At 68.2% G+C, this 24,870-nt stretch carries 24 protein-coding genes, 1 other RNA gene and 1 pseudogene; 6 read left to right on the forward strand and 20 right to left on the reverse strand.

What is annotated here, in order from left to right; genetic code table 11:
* Nucleotides 1–118: 118 nt before the first annotated feature.
* The gene (locus ACFYTQ_RS30705) at nucleotides 119–802 is read left to right on the forward strand and encodes a DUF899 domain-containing protein (protein ID WP_387368577.1); all 684 of its coding nucleotides are present in this window, start codon (nucleotides 119–121) and stop codon (nucleotides 800–802) included.
* An 11-nt stretch (nucleotides 803–813) separates the two neighbouring features.
* Here the strand turns inward: ACFYTQ_RS30705 and ACFYTQ_RS30710 are convergent, their stop codons facing one another.
* The 5 genes from ACFYTQ_RS30710 to ACFYTQ_RS30730 all read right to left on the reverse strand — a co-directional run bounded on the left by ACFYTQ_RS30710 (nucleotide 814) and on the right by ACFYTQ_RS30730 (nucleotide 3,770).
* Nucleotides 814–1,251, reverse strand: a complete 438-nt coding sequence (locus tag ACFYTQ_RS30710; RefSeq protein ID WP_387368579.1) for a DUF488 family protein — start codon at nucleotides 1,249–1,251, stop codon at nucleotides 814–816.
* 75 nt (nucleotides 1,252–1,326) lie between these two features.
* Nucleotides 1,327–1,697: a transfer-messenger RNA gene (gene ssrA, locus ACFYTQ_RS30715) on the reverse strand.
* Between the two features lie 137 nt (nucleotides 1,698–1,834).
* Nucleotides 1,835–2,677 (reverse strand): EamA family transporter, encoded by an 843-nt coding sequence (locus ACFYTQ_RS30720; RefSeq protein WP_387368581.1) that lies wholly within the window; start codon nucleotides 2,675–2,677, stop codon nucleotides 1,835–1,837.
* Nucleotides 2,674–3,147 carry an SsrA-binding protein SmpB gene (gene smpB / locus ACFYTQ_RS30725; RefSeq protein ID WP_387368583.1) on the reverse strand — a complete coding sequence of 158 codons (474 nt, stop codon included), beginning with the start codon at nucleotides 3,145–3,147 and terminating at the stop codon, nucleotides 2,674–2,676. The genes ACFYTQ_RS30720 and smpB overlap by 4 nt, the downstream gene beginning before the upstream one ends.
* Nucleotides 3,148–3,206: 59 nt before the next feature.
* Nucleotides 3,207–3,770 carry a TetR family transcriptional regulator gene (locus tag ACFYTQ_RS30730; protein ID WP_387368585.1) on the reverse strand — a complete coding sequence of 188 codons (564 nt, stop codon included), beginning with the start codon at nucleotides 3,768–3,770 and terminating at the stop codon, nucleotides 3,207–3,209.
* An 84-nt stretch (nucleotides 3,771–3,854) separates the two neighbouring features.
* Here ACFYTQ_RS30730 and ACFYTQ_RS30735 point away from each other — a divergent pair, with 84 nt between their 5' ends.
* Nucleotides 3,855–4,733: an SDR family oxidoreductase gene (locus ACFYTQ_RS30735; protein WP_387368587.1), complete on the forward strand. Its 879-nt coding sequence runs from the start codon at nucleotides 3,855–3,857 to the stop codon at nucleotides 4,731–4,733.
* A 168-nt stretch (nucleotides 4,734–4,901) separates the two neighbouring features.
* Here the strand turns inward: ACFYTQ_RS30735 and ACFYTQ_RS30740 are convergent, their stop codons facing one another.
* The 9 genes and pseudogenes from ACFYTQ_RS30740 to ACFYTQ_RS30780 all read right to left on the reverse strand — a co-directional run bounded on the left by ACFYTQ_RS30740 (nucleotide 4,902) and on the right by ACFYTQ_RS30780 (nucleotide 14,159).
* Nucleotides 4,902–5,549, reverse strand: coding sequence for a slipin family protein (locus ACFYTQ_RS30740; protein ID WP_387368589.1), 648 nt, complete (start codon nucleotides 5,547–5,549; stop codon nucleotides 4,902–4,904).
* A gap of 430 nt (nucleotides 5,550–5,979) precedes the next feature.
* Nucleotides 5,980–6,225 (reverse strand): hypothetical protein, encoded by a 246-nt coding sequence (locus ACFYTQ_RS30745; protein WP_387368591.1) that lies wholly within the window; start codon nucleotides 6,223–6,225, stop codon nucleotides 5,980–5,982.
* 83 nt (nucleotides 6,226–6,308) lie between these two features.
* A complete protein-coding gene (locus ACFYTQ_RS30750; RefSeq protein WP_387368593.1) occupies nucleotides 6,309–6,539 on the reverse strand; it encodes a hypothetical protein in 231 nt (76 codons plus the stop codon).
* Between the two features lie 725 nt (nucleotides 6,540–7,264).
* A pseudogene (gene recQ / locus ACFYTQ_RS30755) lies at nucleotides 7,265–9,136 on the reverse strand (DNA helicase RecQ); the annotation flags it as partial.
* A gap of 198 nt (nucleotides 9,137–9,334) precedes the next feature.
* Nucleotides 9,335–10,240, reverse strand: a complete 906-nt coding sequence (gene ftsX, locus ACFYTQ_RS30760) for a permease-like cell division protein FtsX (RefSeq protein WP_387368595.1) — start codon at nucleotides 10,238–10,240, stop codon at nucleotides 9,335–9,337.
* Entirely contained in the window at nucleotides 10,240–10,929 is a 690-nt protein-coding gene (gene ftsE, locus ACFYTQ_RS30765; protein ID WP_387368597.1) for a cell division ATP-binding protein FtsE, read from the reverse strand. Before ftsE ends, ftsX begins: the two co-directional genes overlap by 1 nt.
* 194 nt (nucleotides 10,930–11,123) lie before the next feature.
* Nucleotides 11,124–11,984: a mechanosensitive ion channel family protein gene (locus ACFYTQ_RS30770; RefSeq protein WP_387368599.1), complete on the reverse strand. Its 861-nt coding sequence runs from the start codon at nucleotides 11,982–11,984 to the stop codon at nucleotides 11,124–11,126.
* A gap of 137 nt (nucleotides 11,985–12,121) precedes the next feature.
* Nucleotides 12,122–13,240 (reverse strand): peptide chain release factor 2, encoded by a 1,119-nt coding sequence (gene prfB, locus ACFYTQ_RS30775; RefSeq protein WP_387368601.1) that lies wholly within the window; start codon nucleotides 13,238–13,240, stop codon nucleotides 12,122–12,124.
* A 61-nt stretch (nucleotides 13,241–13,301) separates the two neighbouring features.
* Nucleotides 13,302–14,159, reverse strand: a complete 858-nt coding sequence (locus ACFYTQ_RS30780; protein ID WP_387368603.1) for a helix-turn-helix domain-containing protein — start codon at nucleotides 14,157–14,159, stop codon at nucleotides 13,302–13,304.
* A 136-nt stretch (nucleotides 14,160–14,295) separates the two neighbouring features.
* Between ACFYTQ_RS30780 and ACFYTQ_RS30785 the strand changes: the two genes are divergently transcribed.
* Nucleotides 14,296–14,886, forward strand: coding sequence for an NADPH-dependent FMN reductase (locus ACFYTQ_RS30785; protein ID WP_387368605.1), 591 nt, complete (start codon nucleotides 14,296–14,298; stop codon nucleotides 14,884–14,886).
* A 360-nt stretch (nucleotides 14,887–15,246) separates the two neighbouring features.
* Complete coding sequence (hisN, locus tag ACFYTQ_RS30790) at nucleotides 15,247–16,032, forward strand: histidinol-phosphatase (RefSeq protein ID WP_387368607.1); 786 nt, start codon at nucleotides 15,247–15,249, stop codon at nucleotides 16,030–16,032.
* Between the two features lies 1 nt (nucleotide 16,033).
* On the opposite strand, the gene ACFYTQ_RS30795 is transcribed toward hisN, so the two are convergent.
* The gene (locus ACFYTQ_RS30795) at nucleotides 16,034–17,461 is read right to left on the reverse strand and encodes a glycosyltransferase family 39 protein (RefSeq protein WP_387368609.1); all 1,428 of its coding nucleotides are present in this window, start codon (nucleotides 17,459–17,461) and stop codon (nucleotides 16,034–16,036) included.
* A 569-nt stretch (nucleotides 17,462–18,030) separates the two neighbouring features.
* Here ACFYTQ_RS30795 and ACFYTQ_RS30800 point away from each other — a divergent pair.
* Together ACFYTQ_RS30800 and ACFYTQ_RS30805 are read left to right on the forward strand one after the other, a co-directional pair.
* Nucleotides 18,031–19,422: an acyl-CoA dehydrogenase family protein gene (locus ACFYTQ_RS30800; protein ID WP_387368611.1), complete on the forward strand. Its 1,392-nt coding sequence runs from the start codon at nucleotides 18,031–18,033 to the stop codon at nucleotides 19,420–19,422.
* Between the two features lie 27 nt (nucleotides 19,423–19,449).
* Nucleotides 19,450–20,688 carry an acyl-CoA dehydrogenase family protein gene (locus ACFYTQ_RS30805; RefSeq protein WP_387368613.1) on the forward strand — a complete coding sequence of 413 codons (1,239 nt, stop codon included), beginning with the start codon at nucleotides 19,450–19,452 and terminating at the stop codon, nucleotides 20,686–20,688.
* A gap of 95 nt (nucleotides 20,689–20,783) precedes the next feature.
* On the opposite strand, the gene ACFYTQ_RS30810 is transcribed toward ACFYTQ_RS30805, so the two are convergent.
* The 5 genes from ACFYTQ_RS30810 to ACFYTQ_RS30830 are packed head-to-tail and all read right to left on the reverse strand — an operon-like array spanning nucleotide 20,784 to nucleotide 24,781.
* Nucleotides 20,784–22,040, reverse strand: coding sequence for a tyrosine-type recombinase/integrase (locus ACFYTQ_RS30810; protein WP_387368615.1), 1,257 nt, complete (start codon nucleotides 22,038–22,040; stop codon nucleotides 20,784–20,786).
* Nucleotides 22,040–22,234, reverse strand: coding sequence for a helix-turn-helix transcriptional regulator (locus ACFYTQ_RS30815; protein WP_387368617.1), 195 nt, complete (start codon nucleotides 22,232–22,234; stop codon nucleotides 22,040–22,042). Before ACFYTQ_RS30815 ends, ACFYTQ_RS30810 begins: the two co-directional genes overlap by 1 nt.
* A gap of 8 nt (nucleotides 22,235–22,242) precedes the next feature.
* Nucleotides 22,243–23,967: a replication initiator gene (locus ACFYTQ_RS30820; protein ID WP_387368619.1), complete on the reverse strand. Its 1,725-nt coding sequence runs from the start codon at nucleotides 23,965–23,967 to the stop codon at nucleotides 22,243–22,245.
* A complete protein-coding gene (locus ACFYTQ_RS30825) occupies nucleotides 23,964–24,311 on the reverse strand; it encodes a hypothetical protein (protein ID WP_387368621.1) in 348 nt (115 codons plus the stop codon). The genes ACFYTQ_RS30820 and ACFYTQ_RS30825 overlap by 4 nt, the downstream gene beginning before the upstream one ends.
* Complete coding sequence (locus ACFYTQ_RS30830; protein WP_387368623.1) at nucleotides 24,311–24,781, reverse strand: hypothetical protein; 471 nt, start codon at nucleotides 24,779–24,781, stop codon at nucleotides 24,311–24,313. Before ACFYTQ_RS30830 ends, ACFYTQ_RS30825 begins: the two co-directional genes overlap by 1 nt.
* Nucleotides 24,782–24,870: the final 89 nt, after the last annotated feature.

The following is a 24,870-nucleotide window of genomic DNA, read 5'->3' on the forward strand; positions in this document are numbered from 1 at the left end:
CCATCCGCTCGAAATACGTTCGGGCGCCCCTCTGGTTCCAAGGCCGACGCACCGATGAATTCCGTGAGCGAACCCGGTCTACACCTACACACCGAGTCCACCACCAGGAAGGCCTCCCATGACCGCCAACGCCCTCCCACCCATCGTCGACGCCGCGACCTGGCAGAAGGAACTCGACGCCCTGCGCGTCCGCGAGAAGGCCGCGACGCGTGAGCTCGACGCCATCGCCGCGCAGCGGCGGCGACTGCCGATGGTCGAGATGCCCGATTACGTTCTCGAGGGGGCCGAGGGGCCGGTGCGGCTCGCCGATGTGTTCGACGGGAAGCCGCAGTTGATCGTCTACAACCACATGTGGTTTCCGAACGAGGAGTGGCAGTGCAGCGGGTGCACCGGATTCACCTCGCAGTTCACTCGATTGGAATTCTTGGACAACTACGATGCCCGGTTCGTCATCGTGACTCAGGGTCCGATCGAGGAGGCGCTGGCGTACAAGCGGCGGGTCGGGAACAAGATGACGTGGTATTCGACGGCGAACAGTTCCTTCGGTGCCGATGTCGGTGCGCCGTTGGGCGGGGGTTTCGCCGTCAATGTCTTTCTTCGCGACGGGGACAAGGTGTATCGAACGTGGCATACGAACGGGCGTGGGACCGAACAGCTCAGCCATACGTTCGCGTTGATCGATCTGCTTCCGTACGGGCGGCAGGAGGTGTGGCAGGATTCGCCGGAGGGGTGGCCGCAGTCGCCGACGTACAGCAGGTGGAGCGGGTCAAAGGAGATCGCAGCGGCCTACGGTGAGGCCTGAATTCGAGGCCCTCACACCAAGTGCTGGATCTCGACGCCCTCCCAATGCCGAGCCAGATACTCCGCCACGAGCCGACGGTGACAATGCTCCGGAGATTCCTCTCCGCACAGCAATATCGAACTGTCCACAAGCTCCCGCGGCACGGTGTCCTGAATCCTCCGCTCCGCCATCAACCCCACGAACCGCTTCTCGAAAGGCCCGAACCCACTGCGCCCCTTGCGATAACCGTCGAGAATCTCCTGCGTCGGCGCCAGATCCACCCGGTGCGCGTACTCCATCCCGCAGAGCTCCCGAACGAAGTACCGCAAATCGTCCCGCTTGGCGAAACCCGCCAACTGGGACACGTTGTTCAGCCGAACATCGACCAGCGTCGTCGCCCCGGATTCGCGGAGCAGGCCGAAGAAGTGTTCGGCCGTCTTCTTGGTGAAGCCGATCGTGTGGATCCTCATGGTTCCGACGCTCCCGGTTCTCGAGTGGGTAGGGCGACAATGACGAAGGCCCGGTCCTCTCGGACCGGGCCTTCTCAGTGGAGCTGCCGGGAATCGAACCCGGGTCCTCCGCCGTGTCTCCAGGGCTTCTCCGTGTGCAGTTCGCTATGCCTCTACTCGGATCTCTCGGTCACGCGAACGAGCCGAGATGGCGATCCCAGTCGCTGTTGGTTGTCCCGTCCGACTCCGCGACCGAGGCGGACGGTAGAGCCCTCTAGCTGATGCCAGGGGCCGGGTCGAGGGCGAACCCGGGCTGACAGACTCGCTCTACTGCTTAGGCAGCGAGAGCGAAGTCGCGCTGATGAGAATCGGCGCTTATTGGGTTACAGCGACGCTTACGGTGGTCTCCTGCCTGCACCGACACGCTTCCCCTGAATCAACGTACGCAGTCGAAACCGTTCAGCCCCGTCTGTGTCACCGACTCAGATGACCCCGGCCGTGGCCGGGCTACCCATCATAACAGCTTCGCGCGAGCGTTCATTCCCCCGGACCGCCGGGCGTGGCGGGGGCGGGAGGGGCCACTGTCGTTCCGGCGCACCGGCTTTCACGCCGTGGCGATCAGGGCGACCGAGCCCAGGGCGAGGGCCATGCCGACCCGTTGCAGCGGGCCCACGCGCTCGCCCAGCAACACCATCGCGAGCAGGACGGTCGCCGCCGGGTACAGCGAGCCGATCACGCTGACCAGCGACAGCAGCGAACCGTGGAAGGCGTAGAGCATCGCCACATTGGCGATCACGTCGAGCACGCTCACGTAGGCGGCCAAGCGCAGCGGGCGGCCGCTCGGCGCGCGGAAGTCGCCGGTGGCCAGCGCCGCGACCCAGACGACGACCGTCGCGGTCGCGCGCGAGGACACCAGCGGCCACAGACCGGCCGGTCCGGACGACTCGTGGAGGAATACGAACGCCAGCCCGAAGGCCAGACCCGAACCGAGGGTCAGCAGAGCGACCCGGGCGTCGAAGCGCAGGTCGCGCTCCTCGTCGGGCGATTCCTTGCTGACCAGCGCGACGGCCACCACCGCGCATCCGATGCCGACGTAGGCGGCGAGATCGGCGCGTTCGCCGGACAGCAGGCCGATCACCACGGGAACTCCGGCGACGAGGACCGCGGTCAACGGCGAGACGACCGACATCGGACCGCTCGCGAGGGCCGCGTAGAACCACCACACGGCCAGCCCGCTCGCCACGCCCGCGGCGGCGCCCCACGCGAGCGTGACCACATCCATCCGCGCCGGGACCAGCGGCGCGATCGCGAGCATGAGCAGCACCGACAGCGGATAGGACACGATCACGATGCGCAGGGCGGCGACCCGGCGCGCGGCCACCCCGCCCACGAAATCGCTCACCCCGTACCCGACCGCGGCGAGCAGGGCCAGCAGGACAGCGGTCAACGCATGCCCTTGATCCGGCGACCGAGCTCGCGTGTCACCTCCCGCTCCGCGGTGCGGCGGGCCAGGTCCTGGCGCTTGTCGTAGTCCTGCTTGCCCTTGGCCAGGGCCAGTTCGACCTTCACCTTGCCGTCGGAGAAGTACATCGACAGCGGTACCAGCGTCTGCGAGGACTCCTTGGTCTTGCCGGTGAGCTTGTCGATCTCGCGGCGGTGCAGCAGCAGTTTGCGGGTGCGTCGCGGGGCGTGATTGGTCCAGGTCCCGTGCCCGTACTCCGGGATGTGCAGTCCGCGCAGCCACACCTCGCCGTCGTCGATGGTGGCGAAGGCGTCGACGAGCGACGCCTTACCCTCGCGCAGGCTCTTCACCTCGGTACCGACCAGCGCGACCCCGGCCTCGTAGGTTTCCAGGATCGTGTAGTTGTGCCGCGCCCTGCGGTTCGTGGCGATGACCTTGCGCCCCTTCTCCTTCATAACGACCAACAATAAGTGGCGGGGGCAATCGAATATTCCGCGCGTTCGCCGAGAGCGGATCAGGCGTCGACGACGGCGCGCAGATGGTCGAAGGCCTCCCGCACGTGGCCGGCGAAATCCCGGGCGCTCGGATCGTCCAGCCAGCGTTCGAAGGCGACGCGGAAGACCGCCACGCCGATCTCGGCGGCGAGAATCGCCTCGAGATCGCCCACCCCGCGGGCGCGCAGCGCGTCGGCCGTGGCCGAGCCGAGGGTGAGGAGTTTGGCCAGCTCGCGTTCCTGCAGGCTGGGATTGGCGACGATCACCTCGCGCCGCCGCAACGCGTGCGCGCGACCCTCCTGCATCCATTCGGCCACCGCGACCACCGCCGCCGCGACGATCTCGAGGGGCGTGGCGGACTCCGCGGCCTCGGCGATCGTGCCGACCAGGACCTCGCGCAGCTGCTCCTGACCGCCGAACAGGACCTCACGCTTGTCCGCGAAGTGCCGGAAGAAGGTGCGTTCGGTCAGCCCCGCGCGCACGGCGATATCGGACACCGTGGTCCGGTCGAACCCGCGTTCGCGATAGAGCTCCAACGCCGCCTGTTCGAGCCGGCCACGAGAGTTGGGCTCCCATCGACTCATGCCTCGATCTTAATTGATGACAGCGACTGACATGGGTGCTACGCTGACGACAGCGACTGACATCGACTTCTGAAAGGGTTCATCATGCGTGTATTCGTCACGGGCGCAAGCGGTTTCATCGGTTCGGCCGTCGTTCCGGAATTGCTGCGAGCCGGTCACGAGGTGGTCGGGCTCGCTCGCTCGGAGGCCTCCGCTCAGGCGTTGACGGCCGCCGGAGCCGAGGTGCGGCGCGGCTCGCTCGAGGATCTGGACGTGCTGCGCGCGGCCGCCGACGAGGCCGACGGCGTCATCCACCTGGCCTTCGTCCACGACTTCGACAATTTCGACAAATCGGCGGCCATCGATCTGCGGGCGGTCGAGACGTTCACCGAGGCGCTCGCCGGATCGGATCGTCCGCTGGCCATCGCCTCCGGGGTGCTGGTGCTGCGCGAGAACCTCCAGGCCGCGCCCACGTCACCGGCCGGGCCGCGGGTCGCCAGCGCGCGGACCGTGATCGCGGCCGGAGCCCGGGGCGTCCGATCGTCGGTGGTCGCGCTGCCGCCCTCGGTGCACGATATCGGCGACGGCGGTTTCGTCCCGCAACTGATCAGAGTCGCCCGGGAGAGAGGCGTTTCCGGCTACGTCGGTGAGGGCGAGAACCGCTGGCCCGCCGTGCATCGGCTCGACGCGGCGGTGGGGTTCCGTCTCGCTCTCGAAACAGCGCCCGCGGCAACGGTTCTGCCCATTGTCGGGGACGAGGGTATTCCCACCCGCACGATCGCCGAAGTGATCGGCCGTCATCTCGATGTTCCGGTCGTCTCGGTCGCGCCGGACAAGGCGTTCGAGCATTTCGGGTGGATCGGCGGGTTCTTCTCGCTCGACGCCGCCACGTCGAACGAGACCGCCATCGAGACTCTGGGGTGGAAGCCGACGCATCCGGGGCTGCTGGAGGATCTGGAGCAGGGGCATTACTTTCAGCAATAGTCCTGGCCTGAAGGCGTTGCACAGCAGTCTATTTCGCAATCGGCAAGCCCCGAACCGATTGGCGCACGGACCACCGAATCGCGACGGACCGGGCAACGACTGGATCGGCTGTAGCGAGTTGCGGCTGTCGCCCGGCCCGGCGGTCGTGGGACAGCCGGGCCGAGCGGGTCAGGCGCGATCGCGCGGGTCGAGCACCACCTGGGTGCCCGGGGTGGACGCGACCTGCAGCGTGCGCAGCCGGAGCAGGGTCGGGTTCTCCTCGAGCAGGCGGGCGGTGTTGGCGAGCGAGCGGAGTGCGGCGGCCTCGGCGCGGGCGCGCTCGAGGTCGGCGCGGCCGCGCTCCTTGGCGAGCACCGTCTCCAGGGCGGCCTTGCGGAGTTCGCCGGGGAGCATGAGGTCGCGGGCGCGGACGCTCGTCACCGCCATGCCCAGTTCGGCGACGGCCGAGGCCACCTCGTCGGCGCCGGAGAGCAGGTCGCGGTCGGCGATCAGGTCGTCGAGGGTGTGGGCGGCGACCTTGTCGCGGGCGACGTCCTGCACCGCGGAGTACAGCACGTTCTCCGGGTACTGGGCACCGATGGTGAATGCGACCGGGTCGGTCACCGACCAGGCCGCGACGAAGCTGGCGCGCAGGGACAGTCCGTCGCGGGTGAGGAGTTCCTGACCGCCGACCTGCAACCGGCGCGGTCGCATGTCGACCTTGACCAGCGTGCTGCGGCGCTGATCGAAGCGGTGGCGGCCCGGCTCGAGCACCTTGTCGAGCTTGCCGTCGCGGTAGAGGAGCGTGCGCTCCCAATCCATGACAGTAACGTGCACAGTGAAACTCCTTCCCCCACAACAGGTTCGGCGCGGACACGCCCTGTCCCGATCACGATGCCGCGGCGGGGGCGTCCCCCGCACGAGGCGGAGAGCCCGCAGAGCCGCGACACCGGCGGAGGATCGGAACGGGGCGCGTCGGAAGGGATTTGAACCCCGACAGACTCAAGAGGTCTGCGCCAACCAATGGCATGGCCGCTTCCGACACGGGGAACGCGGGCCGGAGATTCCGGTGCGCCCCTCGATGACGGCCACGGTCGAAAAGATACGGGCTCAAAGGCTTTCGGCGCCAGTGATTTTCCGCTGCCCTCGCGAACGTGCCACCTGGGCAAGGTACCGCGCGGATACCGGTTCGGACCAGGTAGGTCGATCTCGAATAGCCCAAGGACAAGGAGGTGATCAGAAGGCTCCCGGAAGGACCCGACAGCCCTCAACCGTTCGGCCGAAGTTCCAGATAAGCCAGGAGAACAGCGATAAAGATCAGCACCAGGGCCACGGTCGAGGCGCGTGGGCGGCCGCGATGCGGCTGCTGGTGCTGCGGGCGGAGCCAGCCCGCGTCCACGGTGCCGTCGACGCGCCGCGCTCGGACGCGCACGAGGTCGGGGCCGTCGCCACCGGAGCCGGAGTCGGAGGACTGATCCGAACGATCGTCGTTGCGGGCATGATGATCGTGCATGGCCGCACGCTATCCGGAGTGGGTTGCGCGAGTATGGGATTCGGACCGCGCGATCGGTGTGTCGAACATTTCTCCCCCGTCGTCTATCCGCCCGGCCGCACCTGGAGATAGAGCACCAGGGCGGCGACCCAGATGGAGGCCAGCAGCATGGTCGAGATGCGCGGACCGCCGAGCAGTTTGCGTGACCACACCCGTCGCTTGGCGGGCGGGTCGGTGGTGACCACCGGCTCGGCCGCGGGCATGGACACCGTGAAGACGGCACGGTCCACGGGAAGACCGTCCCCCAGGATCACCTCGTCATCACCGGGCGCCATACCACCACGGTACCCGCAGAGAAGACGCGAATACACGCAGTTCAGCGGGGCCGATTCGAGGTTTCGACCCGGTCGGATGTCCATTTCGAGCGGATTCGCCGGAAGACGCTCCCGCGCAACCGCTTTCGCGGCGATCAGTACATATCGTCCGGCGGCGGCTCGAAGTCCCAATCCGGGGGCGGCTCGTGGTCCCAGTTGTCTGGGGGCGGAGGGACGTCCTCGGCCGCCGCGAATCGCGACCCGGTGCGCGCGGACGCGCCGCGCCCACCCGACGCCGCCCGCGTGCCAGCGGCCCCGCTCGATGCGGAGCCACCCGGGCGCTGCGCGGCTCGGGCCGCACTCCCCGCGGCTCCGGCCTGACGTTGCCGCCGAGATGCCGATGCGTCGCCCGTGGTCGGAGCCGCACGGTCATCCGCGTGGCCCCCAGTCGCCCGGACACGCCCTGCAGCCCCGCGCCCGGCCGCATCCGAGGACCCCGTGGATGTGGAAATATCGCGCTCCCCCGTTCGAGCGTCACGCTTGTCCGCATCCGAAAGCCCTGCGGGCGTTGGCAACTCGTCCTGCACCATTCGAGTCTCACTCGCGGCCACATTCGAGGACTCTGCGGGCGAGGGCATCTCGCTCCGCCCCAACCGGGAGTTCGAGGCTTGGTTTCCCGTCTCGGATACCGAGCGCGAGCCAGAGTCCCCCGCCGCCATCCGCGAGGCCGAGGGCGAGTCCGCGCCGCTACCGACGGTCTCCAGCACACCCTCGCCGTACTTGGCCCGCTTGTTCTCACCGATTCCGCTGATCGTGCCCAATTCCGCGAGCGTCCGCGGTTTGCGGGCGGCGATCTCGCGCAGGGTGGCGTCGTGGAAGACGACGTAGGCGGGAACACCCTGTTCCTTGGCCACCGAGGCGCGCCAGGCGCGCAATCGCTCGAACAGGTCGGCGTCGCCGGGGGCGAGTTCGACCGCGGCGCGGGCGGTCTTGGTGCGCGAGACCTTCGCGGGTTTGGCGCGTTCCGGCTCGCGGCGCAGCATGACCGTTCGGCCGCGGAACAGCACCTCCTCGCTGGTTTCGGTGAGAGTCAGCACGCCGTACTCGCCCTGCACCGCCAGCAGGCCCTGGGCGAGGAGCTGGCGGATGACGCCGCGCCACTCGGTATCCCGCAGGTCCGCGCCGACGCCGAAGACCTTGAGTTCGTTGTGGTTGTGCTGCAACACCTTCGGGCTCGACTTGCCCAGCAGGATGTCGATGAGGTGACCCGCGCCGAAGCTCTGGCCGCGTTCGCGTTTCAGGCGCAGGATCGCGGAGAGCACCTTCTGCGCGGGGACCGTGCCGTCCCAGGATTCGGGTGGGGTCTGGCAGGTGTCGCAGTTGCCGCAGGATTCGCCGCGCTGGCCGAAGTAGGCCAGGAGTTGGGTGCGGCGGCATTGGACCGTTTCGCACAGGGCGAGCATGGCGTCGAGGTGCAGTTGGAGTTGGCGGCGGTGGGCGGCGTCGCCGTCGGAGTTGTCGATGAGTTTGCGTTGTTGCACGACGTCGGCGAGGCCGTAGACCATCCAGGCCGTCGAGGGCAGGCCGTCGCGGCCGGCGCGGCCGGTCTCCTGGTAGTAGCCCTCGACCGATTTGGGCAGGTCGAGGTGGGCGACGAAGCGCACGTCGGGTTTGTCGATGCCCATGCCGAAGGCGATGGTCGCCACGACGACGAGGCCGTCCTCGCGCAGGAATCGGGCCTGGTTGGTGGCGCGGGTGCGATTGTCGAGCCCGGCGTGGTACGGGACCGCGGGAACGCCGTTGCGCGTGAGGAATTCGGCCGTCTTCTCCACCGAGTTGCGCGACAGGCAGTAGACGATGCCCGCGTCGCCGGGGTGCTCGGCCTGGATGAAGGCGAGTAGTTGCTGTTCGGGGCGGTTCTTGGGTTCGATGCGGTATTGGATGTTGGGGCGGTCGAAGCTGGCGACGAAATGCTTGGCGCCGGTGAGATCGAGGCGTTCGGCGATCTCCTTGCGGGTGGCCTCGGTGGCCGTCGCGGTCAGGGCGATGCGGGGGACGTCGGGCCAGCGCTCGTGCAGCACCGACAGGCCGAGGTAGTCGGGCCGGAAGTCGTGGCCCCACTGGGAGACACAGTGCGCCTCGTCGATGGCGAAGACGGAGACCTTGGCGCGATCGAGCAGGTTCAGCGTGGATTCCAGGCGCAGCCGTTCGGGCGCGAGGTAGAGCAGATCCAGCTCGCCGGAGACGAATTGGGCCTCCACCGTGCGGCGTTCGTCGGGGAACTGGGTCGAGTTCAGGAAGCCCGCGCGCACGCCCAGCGCGTTGAGCGCGTCGACCTGGTCCTGCATGAGCGCGATCAACGGCGAGACGACCACGCCCACCCCGGGCCGCACGAGCGCGGGGATCTGATAGCACAACGATTTACCGCCGCCGGTCGGCATGAGGACCAGCGCGTCGCCCCCGGACACCACCTGCTCGACGATCTCGCGCTGTAGCCCGCGAAAGGTGTCGTAACCGAACACCTTCCGCAGAACCTGATGTGCCGCATCGGGTTTCGCACCCGCACCGGAGTCATCGGCGGCCGTCTCGAGCGTCTCGGGGAAACTCACCCTGGCCATCCTACGGATCTCCCGCCCCGGCGAAAGCCCTCATCCACACCCGCACCCTTTATCCACATCCGCACCCCCTTCAGGGCTCTACAAGGGGTGCGGATCCGAATAAGGGGTGCGGCTGGAGTTGCCGCCACCCTGAAGGGCCGCGCTTGCATAGAGGCCGCGCCTGGGTAGTGCCGCCACCGAAGGCGAACGGGCACCGCGTCATTCGCGGACGTAGTAGCGCAACGTTCCGTACGCGGTCAAAGCGGCGAAGGCTATGCCGACCGGGACGATGGTCAGGGTGACGATGGCGATGTCGTCGCCGGTGATGCGGGGGAAGACCTTGGAGGCGAACAGGTCTCCGAGGGCGCGGTCGATGACCAGTGGGCGGGCGATGAGGAGGCCGAGGAAGGCCAGGGCGGAGCCGGTGAGGGCGGCGACCACGGCTTCCAGGAGGAAGGGGAGCTGGGTGTACCAGCGGGTCGCGCCGACCAGGCGCATGATGCCGACCTCGGTGCGGCGGGTGAAGGCGGCGATCTGGACCATGTTGGCGATCAGGAGCAGGGCGGCCACGGCCTGGAGGACGGCCAGGCCGAAGGCGGCGTTGCGGAGGCCGTCGAACAGGCTGACCAGGCGGTCCACGATGTCCTTGTCGTTGCGGACGAAGCCGACGCCGGGGCGGGCCTGGAACTTCTGGAAGATCAGCGGATAGTCGGCCGCGTCGGTCATCTTCACGCGCAGCGAGGCGGGCAGCGGGGATTCGCTCACGTACTGGGCGAGTTCCGGCTGGTCTTTGAAGGTCTTCTCCTTGGCCTCGCGGATCGCGTCGTCGCGATTGAGGAACTGCACGGTCTCCACGCCGGGCATGGCCTTCAGATCCGACATGAGCGTCTTGCACGGATCCTTCGAACAGTCCGGATCCGACGCCGAGACGTCCTCGGTCAGATACAGCCGCACCTCGAGCCGATCCAGAAAGTACTGCTCGGTCTTGTCGGCCATCCGCACCGCGAGCAGACCGCCGCCGAGCATGGTCAGCGACACCGCCGTGGTGAGGATCATCGCGATGGTCATGGTGACGTTGCGGCGCAGGCCGTTGAAGACCTCGCCGAACAGGAAGCTGATCCGCATTACCGGCCCACCCCGTACACGCCGGTGGCCTCGTCGCGCACCAGCCGGCCGCGGTCGAGTTCGACCACGCGACGGCGCATGGCGTCCACGATGTGGTTGTCGTGGGTGGCCATCAGCACCGTGGTGCCCGTGCGATTGATCCGTTCCAACAGCGTCATGATGTCCTGACTGGTCTCCGGGTCGAGGTTGCCGGTGGGCTCGTCGGCGAGCAGGACCAGCGGCCGGTTCACGAACGCCCGCGCGAGCGCGACGCGCTGCTGCTCACCGCCGGACAATTCGCTCGGCAACCTGTCCGCCTTACCGGACAGGCCGACCAGATCCAGCGCCTCGGGCACCGCGCGGTTGATGAACTTGCGGTTCTTGCCGATCACCTCGAGCGCGAACGCCACGTTCTGCTCGACCGTCTTCTGCTGCAACAGCCGGAAGTCCTGGAACACGCAGCCGATGCGCTGCCGCAGCTTGGGCACCCGGCGGCCCGGTAGTCGATCGACCCGGAAGTCGGCGACGTGGACCTCGCCGGACGTGGGCGCTTCCTCCTTCAGCAACAGCCGCATGAACGTCGACTTGCCCGAACCGGACGGTCCGATGATGAAGACGAACTCGCCCTTGCCGATCTCGACGGAAACACTGTCCAGCGCGGGTCGCGTCGAGGTCTTGTACGACTTGGTGACGTTCCGCAGGGTGATCACGGGGAGCCAGTGTAGCCAGCTTTTCCGGCGACTCCCCGTGACCCGACGGTTATCGGCCCGGCGTCGGCGAGATCACCGATTGCGTAATCGAATTCGTGATCGGCGGAAAGCCGGAGTGCGTCGACGCGGTGGGCTTGACGAACAGATACAGCACAAATGTGACGACCCAGACGGCAACGAGGATCGCCGTCGACCTACGCGTTTTCACTCATTCCCTCCCGGCGCAGCGCGGCGGCCACCCGAACCCGCAGCTCACGCCCAACTTCGAATTGTTTGCCCGGCAATGTGCGGGCAACCATGCGGATGTTCATCTGATCGACCGTGAGGTCCTCGAGACCCATGACCGTGGGCTCGTCGAGCAGCAGGGATTTGAGCCTGCGATCCTCGAACGCCTTGGCGCCCACGTCGTGCAGGATCTCGTTGACCTTGGTGATGTCGGCGGTCGCCGGTACCGGGACGTCGATCGCGGCACGAGCCCAATCCTTCGACAGATTGGTGACTTTCACGATCTGGCCGTTCGGCACCGTGATCACCTCACCGTCGGCGTTGCGGAGGGTGGTGATCCGCAACGTGACGTCCTCCACCGTACCTTCGGCGGGGTCGGGCTGTCCGGTCACGGCGATGCGAACCACATCACCGAATCCGTACTGCCGCTCGGTGATCAGGAAGAATCCGGCGAGCAGATCCTGCACCACACGTTGCGCGCCGAAGCCGAGCGCGGCGCCGAGCACCGCGGCCGGGGCGACCAGCCCGCTGACGGTGAAACCGAAGCGCCGCAACACTTCCAGACCCACCAGGAAGTACACGATCGACAGCAGCACCCAGGTGATCACCTGCGCGAGCGCGTGCCGATGCTTGGCCGCCTCGGAGCGGACCAGCGAATCGCTGCTCTGGAAGCCCGCGTCGATCTTGCGGGTGATCCGGTCGCGCACGTAGGTCGCGAAGCGGCTGAACAGCATCGCGCCGACGACCAGCAGCACGACCTCGAGGCCGTTGCCGCGCAACCAGGTGACTACTCCGCCGTCGTCTCCGGCGGCAGCGAGATCCGCGATCATCCCCGCACCGAGACCTTTCCCTCGCCGAAAAGCACGCTTGACAGGCTACTACGGAGACCCGCTCGCCCACACGCCGTGATAGTGCCGTGATCTTCCATACGGTAGCCGTACCCGATATTCGTGATGTCGATCCGGAATTACTGGTCGTCGCCCTGTCGCATACGCCACCGGATTCCTTCTTCGATGAACCCGTCGATATCGCCGTCGAGTACCGCGGTGGGGTTGTTGACCTCGTAGTTGGTCCGCAGATCCTTGACCATCTGGTACGGGTGCAGCACGTAGGAGCGCATCTGGTTGCCCCAGGACGCGCCCTCGTTGGTCTTGAGGGCGTCCATCTCGGCGCGCTCCTCCTGCCGCTTGCGCTCGAGCAGTTTGGCCTGCAGCACGCGCATGGCCGAGACCTTGTTCTGCAGCTGGGACTTCTCGTTCTGGCAGGTCACGACGATGCCCGTGGGGATGTGGGTGATCCGGACCGCGGAGTCGGTGGTGTTGACGCTCTGGCCGCCGGGGCCCGAGGAGCGGTACACGTCGACGCGGATCTCCGATTCGGGGATGTCGATGTGGTCGGTCTGCTCGACGACGGGCAGCACCTCGACCTCGGCGAAGGAGGTCTGGCGGCGGCCCTGGTTGTCGAAGGGGCTGATCCGGACCAGGCGGTGGGTGCCCATCTCGACCGAGAGGGTGCCGTAGGCGTAGGGCACCTTGACCGCGAAGGTGGCGCTCTTGATGCCCGCCTCCTCGGCGTAGGAGGTGTCGTAGAGCTCGACGGGGTACTTGTGCCGCTCGGCCCAGCGGATGTACATGCGCATCAGCATCTGGGCCCAGTCGGCGGCGTCCACGCCGCCCGCGCCGGAGCGGATGTTGACCAGCGCCTCGCGCTTGTCGTACTCGCCCGACAGCAGGGTGCGGACCTCCATCGCCTCGATGTCGGCGCGCAGGGACGCGCGTTCGGCGTCGGCCTCCGCGAGGGCCGCGGCACGGGCCTCGCCCTCCTCGCCCTCGGCGAGTTCGTAGAGCACCGGCATATCGTCGAGGCGCTGGCGCAGATCGGTGACGCGGCGCATCTCGCCCTGGGCGTGCGACAACTCGCTGGTGACCCGCTGCGCGTGCTCCTGGTCGTTCCACAGATCGGGGTCGGCGGCCTGCTGCTCCAGTTCGTCGATCCGGCGGCGCAGCTCGTCGACATCGAGGACCGCCTCGACGGTCTTCAGGGTGGTGTCGAGTTGGGCGAGATCGGCGGCGACGTCAGGATGCACGATGCTCCAATCTACCGGTCGGCCTGGGCTGCGGTGAAATACGGCGAGCCCGCGCCGGGGCTCAGCCCGAGACCGCGCGCAGACCGCCGGGACGACGGCCGACCAGGGTGTCGAGCGCGGCGGCGGTGGCGTCGTCGGCGGGCAGGTCGACCAGGAGGTATTGGTCGTCGTCGGCCGAGAGATCGAGGCGTTCGGAGGACAGGCGCAGCGCGCCCGCCTCGGGGTGGTTCATGCGGGTGATGCCGTGGGTGTCGGGCACGCCGTCGACGGTCCGCATGCGGTCGGCGAACGCCCTGCCCGCGGTGAGGGTGAGCTCCTCGATGAGCGCCACCACCTCGGGAATGGATCGGTACGGGCCCTGCCGCAGGGTGGCTACGGTCTTGTCGGCCAGATGCTCCCAGTCCGGATAGACCTCGCGGGCGCGCGGATCGGTGAACAGGTAGCGCGGGAAGTTGGCGGGCAGGCCGCCGTCGAGCTGACCGGTCGGGCCGAATAGGCGGCGATAGCCGTCGGTGCAGGCCAGCACCTCGCCGAGCCGGTTGCGGACCGCGGCCGGGGCGGGTTCGAGCTGGTCGAGCAGGGCCCGAATCGGCGGGCGCACAACGCGATTGGGTGCGGCGGCGCCGGTGCAGTTGAAGCCGGGTTCCGCGCCCTTGGCCAGGCGGTGCAGGTGCACGCGCTGGGCCGGGGTCATGGCCAGGGCCTCGGCGAGCGCGCCGAGCACGGCCGCGGAGGGGCGGCGGTCACGGCCCTGTTCGAGGCGGGTGAGGTATTCGACGCTGACCCCCGCCAGGGTCGCGAGTTCGGATCGGCGCAGGCCCGGGGTGCGGCGGCGCGGTCCCGTCGGCAGGCCGACCCGCGCGGGGGTGACCTGTTCGCGCACATTGCGCAGGAAGACGCCCAGATCGTTGTCGCTCACGTCTCGACGGTAGCGGAGCCGGGGACTCGGAGAGTGGCCCTGCCACTACCACTCTCGGCGCGGGCTCCCTGCCGGGTGCGCCCGGCGGCAGAGTCGATCGCGAACGATCGACCCCTTCGACCGAGGAGAATGCGAAATGTCCAGCAGCCCATTGCGTCTCGCGATCATCGTGGCCAGCGTCCGGGAGGGCCGCTTCGGTCCCGTGGTCGCCCGCTGGTTCGCCGAGCGGGCGCGCCGCCACGCCGGATTCGAGGTGACCGTCATCGACCTCGCGGAGGCGACGCTGCCCCTGGCCCTGCCCGCCACCTCCCCCAAGGTGGACCCCGACCCCGTCCGCCCCGCCGATATGGCCGCCCTCACCGAGGGCCTCACCGTCGCCGACGCCGTCGTCGTGGTCACCCCCGACATCAACCGCAGCTACCCCGCCTCCCTCAAGACCGCCATCGACTGGCACTACACCCAATGGGACCGCAAGCCCATCGCCTTCGTCGGCTACGGCGGCCTCACCGGCGGCCTCTACGCCATCTCCCACCTGCGTGAGATCTTCAACGAACTCAACGCCCACACCCTCCGCGACTACGTCTCCTTCCCCCGCTACTACGAACTCTTCGACCCCGAAGGCAACCTGCACGCCCCCGCGGGCCCCGAGGACGCCGCCACCACCATGCTCGACCAACTCGAATGGTGGGCCCGAGCCTTGTCCACCGCCCGTCAGACCGTCGCGTAATCCGCGCCCTCGAATCAACCCCACCGCCCCACCCGACGCCCTCGAACCAATGCCCGACTGACAGACGCCCTCCCCCTGCCACCCCTGTCTCGCCCACAAACACGGCCTGCACGCCCGCCGCGCCCACGCCCCTGCCTTGCATGCCCCGCCTCGTACGCGCCCTCGGCGATTGCTGGTCCCCGCCTCATATGCGACCTCGGTCTCGCTGACCCCGGTGGTGTGCGGCCTCGGCCTCGCTGGGCTCACGCACGAATCCAGCACGCTCGGAGGTCTACTCCCTCGAGCGGCTGGCTCCCCCTGTCCCTGAGCCGGCTGGCTCCCCCTGTCCCTGAGCGCAGCGAAGGGCAATAAGGTTGCCCCGTGACGCGATACACCTCGGATCTGGAATTGGCGCTGCGGTTGGCCGATGAGGCGGATGGGATCACGCGGGGGCGGTTCGGGGCGCTGGATCTGAAGGTGGACAGCAAGCCGGATCTGACGCCGGTGTCGGACGCGGATCTGGCGGTGGAGGAGGCGGTGCGGGCGAGCCTGGGGCGGGAGCGGGCGGGGGACGCCGTGCTGGGTGAGGAGTTCGGGGGGGACGCCGAGTTCCGGGGGCGGCAGTGGGTCATCGATCCGATCGATGGGACGAAGAACTTCGTGCGCGGGGTGCCGGTGTGGGCGACGCTGATCGCGTTGCTGGAGGACGGGATTCCGGTGGTCGGCGTGGTGAGTGCCCCGGCCCTGGCGCGGCGGTGGTGGGCGGCGTCGGGCGAGGGGGCGTGGAGCCGGTTCGAAGGCCAAGGGGCGCGGCGGATTTCGGTGTCGGCGGTGCGGGAGTTGAGCGCGGCGAGCCTGGCGATCTCCAGTCTGTCCGGCTGGCGGGATCTCGGGCTGCGGGATCAGCTCATCGGCCTCACCGACGAGGTGTGGCGGACCCGCGGCTACGGCGACTTCTTCGGCTACTGCCTGCTCGCCGAGGGCGCGGTGGACATCGCGACCGAGCCGGAGGTCTCGCTGTGGGATCTGGCCCCCCTCGACATCCTGATCCGCGAGGCGGGCGGGCGTTTCACCGCGCTCGACGGCGCCCCCGGACCGCACGGCGGCAGTGCCGTCGCCACCAACAGCCTTGTGCACGACCAGGTTCTGACCCGCCTGCGGTCCTGATTCAGCCCAGGCCCTTCATTCGCGGCCACGCGGTCGCCCACGGTACGCGCGGGGTGCACACGGACAACGGCGCGTGCTGTTCGTCGTTGTCGAGATCCAGTCCGTTGTCCAGGCGGCCCGCCGGGCGCAGATCCGCACACAGGGCCGTGAGCCGCTCGGCGGGGATTCCGACGGTGAGAACGGGCTCGGCGCCCGGCGGCGGACCCCACCACCAGTAGGAGTTGTGGCCGCTGTGCGGAGTCGGCAAACCGTATGCGCCGCCGAACCTTTCGATGGCGCCCGCCTCACCGTAGTTGGCGGTCAGCAGGCCCGCCGACGGCGCGTACCGGGCGCGCGCCGCGGCCACCTGCGCCACGAGATCCGGCCAACCGACGGTCTCCCCCATGTCGTAGTTCACCGCGACGATCGGTGAATGCGCCAGCGCCGCAACGGGAAACACCGGCAAGAACAACACCACGGCCATCGCCGCGTTCACCAACCCCGCGGGAACCACCGCGACCCACGCCCTCCGATGCGCGCCCAGCCACGCCGCGAACGGCACCGCCCCGGCCGCCACCAGTACCGGATACATTCCGGCGAGGTAGTAGCCCTTCCCACCGGTCACCAGGAAGACGACGAACAGCAGTACATAAGCGACGGCGAACCCGCGATACCGCGGCTCCCGCCACAACCGCCACCATCCGTACCCCCACACCGGCACCGCGAACAACCCCGCCAGCACCAACTGCACCAGCACGAACTCGAGCGGCGAATTCGAGGTCCCCGAGGACCCGCCCGCGATGGCCCGGCTCAACGCCCACTGCGGCCACCCGTGCCGCGCCTGCCACCAGAGATACGGCGCCCAGAGCACGAGCCCGATCCCGACGGCCAGCGCGAAGTACTTGGTGGCGAACATCTTTTGCGGTCCGCAAACGACGAACGCCGCCGCCAGTCCCACCACCGGGAACACCAGCAGCGCCTTGTTCATCAACCCGACCCCGACCAACGCGCCCACCACGAGCCACCACCGCGGATCCCCGTCCACGCGCAGCACCCGCAGCAGCGCGACCACGATCCCCGCCGTCGCCAACAGGTCGAAGGCGGTCGTCCCCATCAGATGCCCGGCGCCCACCAGGATCATCGACGTCCCCATCACCCCCGCCGCGAGCGCCCGCGCCCCACGACCCCCACCGAACTCGCGGGCCATCCACCCCGTGCACACGATCACCCCGGCCACCGCGAGGATCGCCGGAAACCTCAGCAGCACCAGCGAATTCGGATCGATCGCCGCCATCGCCCGCGCGATCACCGGCACCAATGGCGGTTGATCCGCGTATCCCCAGTCGAGATGCCGCCCGGCGGCCAGAAAGTACAGCTCGTCGCGGTGATAGCCGTACCGGCCCGCGAAGGCCAGCTCGATCAGCACGTACAGCGCCGCTACCCAATACACATCGCACTCCCGCCACGAGCCCTCGTCCGCGCCGTACGCGAACCGTGATCCACGATCCCGCAACGAGCCGTGGTCCGCCCGACACGAACCGTGGTCCACGCACCCACCGCGAGCCGCGATCCGCCCTCCCGACGCGAGCATGGTCCACGGCCCCGCCACGAGCCGTGCTCCCGACGCGAGCATGGTCCACGGCTCCCGTCGCGAGCCGTCGTCCGTCCTCCCGATGCGAGCCGTGATCCATGCGCACGGCGTCCGTACTCCCGACGCCGCATCGGATCGGCGGCGAGCGTGCCCACGCCCGCGGACACCCGCTCACGGTATCGGCGAGGGCGGGCTCGCGCCCGGCGGTTGGGGGGCTGTACCCCCCAACCGAAGCGCTCGCCCCATGACGGGCTGTTAGGAGCGTCGCTCCCCGGCTATACCTGGAACAGCGCACGTCGTAACACGATTTGGTCGCCCGCCGATCGCCGTGTGTATGCTGCCGCTCGACGGCGTTCTTACTCTGGAGTAAGATAGCCTTACTCGACAGTAAGATGCTGGGACCGATCACCCACCACCCGAGAAGACTGGTGATTATGAGCACTCGAGACACCGCGGAGAAGCGACGTCCGGATTCGGCCGTGGGCCTCAACCCCCAGAAGCGCGACTGGATGGGCGCGGCCATGCGGGTCATGACGACCATCACGGGGTCGGAGCTCGCCGAGAAGTACAAGCTGCGCAAGCCCATCGACCGAATCACCTACGAGGGCACCAAGACCGGCTTCCGGACGCTGGGCGCGGCCACCCGCGCGTTCGGCAAGGTCGCCGGTGGCGGTAAGCCGAAGCGCTTGCCCGCCAACGAGTCTCGCGGCAAGGACTACTTCGACCTGACGCCGAACGACGAGCAGCAGATGATCACCGAGACGGTGCGCGAGTTCGCCGAGGAGATCCTGCGCCCGGCCGCCTACGAGGCCGACGCCGCGGCCAAGGCACCGCGCGATCTGCTCGAGCGCGCCGCCGAACTGGGCATCACGCTCATCAACGTTCCCGAGGAGCTCGAGGGCGCCGCCACCGAGCGCGGCGCGGTCACCAATTCGCTGGTCGCCGAGGCCCTCGCGCACGGCGACATGGGTCTGGCCCTGCCGATCCTGGCCCCCTCCGGCGTGGCCGTCGCGCTGTCGCAGTGGGGCAGCGACGCCCAGCAGAAGACCTACCTGAGCGCCTACACCGGCGAGAACGTGCCGCAGTCCTCGGTGGTGCTCGCCGAGCCGCGCGCGCTGTTCGATCCGTTCGCGTTGCAGACCAAGGCGACTCGCTCCCCCAGCGGCTACCGCCTCAACGGCGTGAAGTCCCTGGTACCCGCCGCGGGCGACGCCGAACTGTTCATCGTCGGCGCCGAACTCGACGGCCGCCCAGCGCTTTTCGTGGTCGAATCCGACACCCCGGGTGTGGTGATCGAGGCGGATCCGAGCATGGGTCTGCGCGCGGCGGGTCTGGGCCGATTGATCTTGGACAATGTCGCGGTCCCCACCGAGGCGATCCTGGGCGACGCCGACGCCGACCAGCGCGCCGAGGACTACGCCGACGCGGTGCGGCTGGCCCGGCTGGGCTGGGCCTCGCTGGCCGTGGGCACCGGGCAGGCCGTGCTCGACTACGTGACCCCCTATGTGAAGGAACGCGAGGCGTTCGGCGAGCCGATCGCGCATCGGCAGGCGGTGGCGTTCATGGTCGCCAATATCGCGATCGAACTGGACGGCCTGCGGCTGATCACGCTGCGCGGCGCCTCGCGCGCCGAGCAGGGGCTGTCGTTCGCCCGCGAGGCCGCGCTGGCCAAGAAGTTCGCCGCCGACAAGGGCATGCAGATCGGCCTCGACGGCGTGCAGCTGCTCGGCGGCCACGGCTACACCAAGGAGCACCCGGTCGAGCGCTGGTACCGCGATCTGCGGGCCGTCGGCGTGGCCGAGGGCGTCGTCCTGGTCTGACCCCACTTCACTACGGAGAGATTTGCCATGATCAACCTCGAACTCCCCAAGAAGCTGCGGGCCAGCGCCAATCAGGCCCATCAGGTCGCGCAGGAGATCTTCCGCCCGATCTCGCGCAAGTACGACCTCGCCGAGCACGAGTACCCGGTCGAGCTGGACACCATGGCCGCCATGGTCGAGGGTCTGGCCGACTCGGGCACCCAGGACATCAGCGGCGCCACCGGCGGCCGCAAGGCCGAGGCCGGTGCGGAGGCGGCTAACGGGCACGCCACCGAGCTGCTCGGAAACACCAACGGCGGCAACATGTCCGCGCTCATGAACGCCCTCGAGACCTCGTGGGGCGACGTCGGCCTGATGCTGTCGATCCCCTATCAGGGTTTGGGCAACGCGGCCATCGCCGCGGTCGCCACCGACGAGCAGCTGTCGCGGTTCGGCAAGGTGTGGGCCGCGATGGCCATCACCGAACCGTCGTTCGGCTCCGACTCCGCGGCCGTGAGCACCACCGCGGTGCTCGACGGCGACGAGTGGGTCCTGAACGGCACCAAGATCTTCGTGACCGCCGGGTCGCGCGCCACCCACATCGTGGTGTGGGCGACGGTCGACAAGTCCGCGGGCCGCGCCGCCATCAAGTCCTTCGTCGTGCCGCGTGACGCCCCCGGCCTCACCGTCGCCCGCCTCGAGCACAAGCTCGGCATCAAGGCGTCCGACACCGCCGAGCTGCGCCTCGAGGACTGCCGCATCCCGAAGGACAACATCCTCGGCAGCCCGGAAGTCAACGTGGAGAAGGGTTTCGCGGGGGTCATGCAGACCTTCGACAACACCCGCCCCCTCGTCGCGGGCATGGCCATCGGCGTCGGCCGCGCCGCCCTCGAGGAACTCCGCAAGGTCCTGTCCGACGCGGGCGTCGAGATCGACTACGACAAGCCCGCCAACGACCAACACGCCGCCGCCGCGGAATTCCTTCGCATGGAAGCCGATTGGGAGGCCGCCTACCTCCTGGCCCTGCGCGCCGCCTGGATGGCCGACAACAAGAAGCCCAACTCCCTGCAAGCCTCCATGTCCAAGGCCAAGGCCGGCCGCATGGGCACCGACGTCACCCTCAAGGCCGTGGAACTGGCGGGCACCATCGGCTATTCGCAGCGCTCGCTGCTGGAGAAGTGGAGCCGGGACTCGAAGATTCTGGACATCTTCGAGGGGACGCAGCAGATCCAGCAGCTGATCGTCGCCCGGCGGGTGCTGGGGCTGGGGAGCGACAAGCTGAAGTAGGTTGTGGGACAAGGGAAAACCGGTGCCGATCCACCTCAGGACCCGCACCGGTTTTCTCGTCCAAGGACGCCCGTCCACGATCATGAGCCGCGCCCTCAGGCCGCCGCCAGGCCGTCACCGTCGAAACCCCACACCTTCCAGGCCGCCTCAACCGCCTTGCGCGCCCGCTCATGACTGTCGTCCAGCAGATGCGCGTACACCTTCAACGTGAACCCCGGATCGGCGTGACCCAGGTAGTCGGCCAACTCCTTCACCGAGACCCCACGCGCCAACAGCACCGAGGCATACAGGTGCCGCAACGCGTGCATCCCGTCCACTCGCGGCCGGTACTCCAACCCGGCATTGCCGAACGCCGGTTGCCACGCCACCTTCGTGAACAAGTCGCCGCTATACGCCTCACCGCTCGGACGCGTGATCAACAGCGGCACCGTCACCAGCTCCCCATCCGGCCTCCCCCACGGCAACGTCACCTCCACCGCCGGAAACACGTCCTGATACGCGTCGATCTCGCGCAGCAACGGAGGCGCGACCGGGGCATAACGGTCCTTCCCGCGCTTGGGCAGAGCGAACATCAACGTGCCCGCCACCAACTTCACTTGGCGCTGAACATGGACCACCATGCCGTCCCGATCAATGTCCAGTTCCGGCGAAAAACCGAGGATCTCCCCTTGACGCATCCCCACGCCCGCACCCACCGCCGCCGCAATCTCATGACGCGGCTGCATCCCGCCACGAACCGCGGGCAACCGGTCCTGTTTCCAAATCACGACCTTCGGGCTTCGCCGCAACGGCCGCCGCACCGACTTCGATGCGCACGGGTTCTCGCGAATCAGCTTGTCGTCAACTGCCGATTGAAGGACCCCGGACACGAGCGCGAACAAGACCGCCTTGTAGTTGTCCGAGTATTTGCGGACGTCCAGCTTTTCCACCCAATCCCTGACCTGCTCAGGTCCGATTCCACCCAGCCACATCTCGCCGAACTCCGGATACACCTGGCTGTCCAACCGACTGCGCAGCGCCAGACGAGTCGCCGGGTCCGGTGACTGCGCCTTCACCCAGCTCTCCGCCTGGTCACGGAACTTCTTCCGCGCCCCCTTCGGGTCGATGTACTTGCCCTCCCGCTTGTCCGACTCAACCTCGATCAGGAAATCGTCGGCCCGCTTCTTCTGCCGATCCGGAAACGACTTCGACCGCTCACGGCCATTCGGCGCGATATAACGCACCCGATACCGAAGGCCCTTGCCGCACAACTCCGTTGGCTCCATCACCGGCTTACCGCGGCCGTTCAACACGACCTCCCCCGTCGCCTCATCCCGCTTGGCGCGATACCAGCGATCCTCGACGTGAGCCACTACGCGGCCTCATCCCGATCCACCCAGGCACGGACCTTCACCGGGTCATACCGCAGATGCCGCCCCATCTTCCGCACCGGCGGCCCCTCACCCCGCCACTTCCACTGGTACAGCGTCTTCACCGGCAGATCGAGGAAATAGGCCACCTCCTCCACCGTCCATAGCCGGTTCTCGGGCAACTCCATCACGGCCATCTCACCCCCTACGCGACATCCGTGTCCGACGAATCCTGTTGCGGCCCAACGGTTCCGGTTTCACGTGGAACCAAAGATGATCTCTCCCCCAACGCGATCTGCGCCCTGTTGTACTGCGCCCGCTTGGACAGCTTGTCGTTCACCATCGCCAAGATCAGATGCTCACGCGGAGGGACGTTCGGGTCACCCGGCGACGCCGGGGAGATGGTCACCCGCTCCAGTTCCGGTGCCGAGATACCCGCTTCGGCGAGGCGTTGCCGAACGAAGTCGATCCGGTCGGCCTTGTGGTCGGCGAGATCCTTGCCGGTCCACTTGCGCGACACCAGCACCCGCCGCCCCCGCAGGCCGAGGGTGTCCCGGCGGTGCGCCTTGCCCTTGCACACCCCCGGCACCGTCTTCGCGCCCGCGCCCTTGGGGACGATGCCGTAGCGGAACCACAACCCGCACGACGGCGAACACGGCGTGCGCTGCAACTCCGCGTGCAACCGGTCGTAATGCGCTGCCGCACCATGGGATTGAGGTTCGATCACGTCCCCGATCGACTTCGTGAGGTACTTGGTCAGGTAGCCGATATGACGGCCCGCCTCCTCCGTGCCGCCCAGGATGCCCTTCACGTCGATCTGCGCACCGAACCGCACCACATGCGCAGGCTCCAACTCATCCACGGCGTCCATGGCGTCCAGAGCCTCATCCCACGTCGGCACCGGCACCCGCTCCCCCGTCTCGGGGTCGGTGCGGTCCGGGTCCACGAAACGACCGGCCTTGTAGTCCCAGAACGGCAACCGGCCACGCTCGTACACCTCGCGGTCGAAGTGCGGCCACCACACCTGGTGATACGTCGCCGCCGCGATCTCGCGAATCAACTGCCGCGCATCCGTGCCACGGATACCCATATGGATGTGCGGGGCACCGCGCCGTTGGGGTTCCACCGTGGCGAAGTACTGGATATCCCGCCCCGAGGCGCGCCGATAGTTCTGCACGAACCGGTCGAACAAGGCCGCGAAATGGATGATGTCGCGCGCCGCCTGCCGGTAGTCGTAGCTGGCCGGGTCCACCGGTGCCCCCTCCGGGCCGACACGACCGTAGGAGGGCAAGGTGAGGGTCAGGAACATCGAGGGCCGGTACTTGCCCGCATAGACGCGCCCGACCGTGGACTTGTCCACCCGCTTACGCGGCAGGTCCGGGACCGCCTGGCGCCGACGAGTCGAGCGTTTCCGCGCCGTGCGCTCCCGAGGCTCCAGCGGCGGGAACTTCCCGCGGATACCCGACTCCCGCAACTCGTGATCCAACTCGTCCACGAGTTCGGCGATCTCGCCCATGGCGTCCGTGTCGCCCTCGGTCTTGGCCTTGCCGTACTCGTCCACCAGCACCGCCCGCGCCCGGATGAGGTCGGTTTGCGCCTGGGTGGGTTCGTTCTTCTCCGTCACCGGTTCCTCCTCGATATGCCAGCCCTCCCGGCACTGCTGAATCCGCAACCGCAACGCCCTTTTCGCACACGCCGGACACACGCACTCCAACGTCGACTTGCACGGCGCGCCAACGTAATCCACCGAACCATCCGGGTTCGTCGCCGCCATCACCAACGGCCGCTTACACACCTCGAACCGATCCGCCGTCGCCTGCGCCAACTCCACCAAATTCAGGCGCGAACGCCGATCCGCCGCCGTCACCCGCCGCGCGTCCTCGGGTTTCGTGACATCCGAAACCGGTTCCGTGACAACCGTTTCCGTCACGCGGCCACCCCCTGGTCCCTCGCGTCCAGATCGACCGGGTTCGCTATGGTCGCCATCACCCACTCCGTCTCGGACAGATACACCAGATCCACCGCCCGATCCGAGGGCATCCACAACGAGCAATCCCGCTCCCAGTCGTAGCCCGTCGCCAGCAACCCCATCCGGTTCCACCGGCTCGCCATCTCCTGGAAGTCGATCCCCTGCGCCCGGGTGAACTCCAGGAAGTCCGCCCCGACATCCGCGCCGACCCGCACCAACCACATCAGCAACGGCCGCTCCCGCACCGGCAGCGCGTCCATCCCCAACAGCAGAAGCTTCGCCTCCAACTCGTCCAGCTTCGCCATCACAGCCCCCAACCCGGAACATGCGCCAAACCGGCAGCCGGACGATAATCCGGATCGGACACCGTCACCCGCCCCGCGCCATCCGACGGAGGACAAGCCACCAAACCCGCCGCCTCCCGCAGCTCCGCCGAAGCCTCCGGACCCAGCAACCGAGCCAGCCGCGCCGCCTCCTGCTCGGACACCTCACGCGCCGACAGTGCCGCCACGCCCGGAACCACGGCGAGCGGGACCACCGCAGCCGCGGGCTCGACCTCGGTCAGACCGCCGATGCACCAGCCGCACAACGCCACCTGGTCCTCAATGCGCTGGGTGCCGTGGCACTCGTCGCACTCCGTCCACCGCGACCGAGCGAACGCCGACACGCACCGCGCCGACTCGCACCACCGATCCCCGCAGTAGATGCAATAACCAGCGGAATTCAGCCGCTCCGGGCGAAGCGCCACCTGGGGCGCGATCTTCAGTGCCTTCACGATGACCTCCGGATATCCGATCAGCCCGTCTACCTAGCCTCCCTAGGTATCTTTGAAGGTACTCTACCTCCCTAGGTAAATCAATGCCT

Source organism: Nocardia sp. NPDC004068 (assembly GCF_042874315.1).
In the GTDB taxonomy this organism is placed as follows: Bacteria; Actinomycetota; Actinomycetes; order Mycobacteriales; family Mycobacteriaceae; genus Nocardia.

Excerpts from the sequence above, each read along its gene's own strand:
- ACFYTQ_RS30705 (WP_387368577.1), top strand. The coding sequence starts at position 119 with ATGACCGCCAACGCCCTCCCACCCATCGTCGACGCCGCGACCTGGCAG.
- ACFYTQ_RS30710 (WP_387368579.1), bottom strand. The coding sequence starts at position 1,251 with ATGAGGATCCACACGATCGGCTTCACCAAGAAGACGGCCGAACACTTC.
- smpB (WP_387368583.1), bottom strand. The coding sequence starts at position 3,147 with ATGAAGGAGAAGGGGCGCAAGGTCATCGCCACGAACCGCAGGGCGCGG.
- ACFYTQ_RS30730 (WP_387368585.1), bottom strand. The coding sequence starts at position 3,770 with ATGAGTCGATGGGAGCCCAACTCTCGTGGCCGGCTCGAACAGGCGGCG.
- ACFYTQ_RS30735 (WP_387368587.1), top strand. The coding sequence starts at position 3,855 with ATGCGTGTATTCGTCACGGGCGCAAGCGGTTTCATCGGTTCGGCCGTC.
- ACFYTQ_RS30745 (WP_387368591.1), bottom strand. The coding sequence starts at position 6,225 with ATGCACGATCATCATGCCCGCAACGACGATCGTTCGGATCAGTCCTCC.
- ACFYTQ_RS30750 (WP_387368593.1), bottom strand. The coding sequence starts at position 6,539 with ATGGCGCCCGGTGATGACGAGGTGATCCTGGGGGACGGTCTTCCCGTG.
- ftsX (WP_387368595.1), bottom strand. The coding sequence starts at position 10,240 with ATGCGGATCAGCTTCCTGTTCGGCGAGGTCTTCAACGGCCTGCGCCGC.
- ACFYTQ_RS30770 (WP_387368599.1), bottom strand. The coding sequence starts at position 11,984 with ATGATCGCGGATCTCGCTGCCGCCGGAGACGACGGCGGAGTAGTCACC.
- ACFYTQ_RS30785 (WP_387368605.1), top strand. The coding sequence starts at position 14,296 with ATGTCCAGCAGCCCATTGCGTCTCGCGATCATCGTGGCCAGCGTCCGG.
- ACFYTQ_RS30805 (WP_387368613.1), top strand. The coding sequence starts at position 19,450 with ATGATCAACCTCGAACTCCCCAAGAAGCTGCGGGCCAGCGCCAATCAG.
- ACFYTQ_RS30815 (WP_387368617.1), bottom strand. The coding sequence starts at position 22,234 with ATGGCCGTGATGGAGTTGCCCGAGAACCGGCTATGGACGGTGGAGGAG.
- ACFYTQ_RS30825 (WP_387368621.1), bottom strand. The coding sequence starts at position 24,311 with ATGGCGAAGCTGGACGAGTTGGAGGCGAAGCTTCTGCTGTTGGGGATG.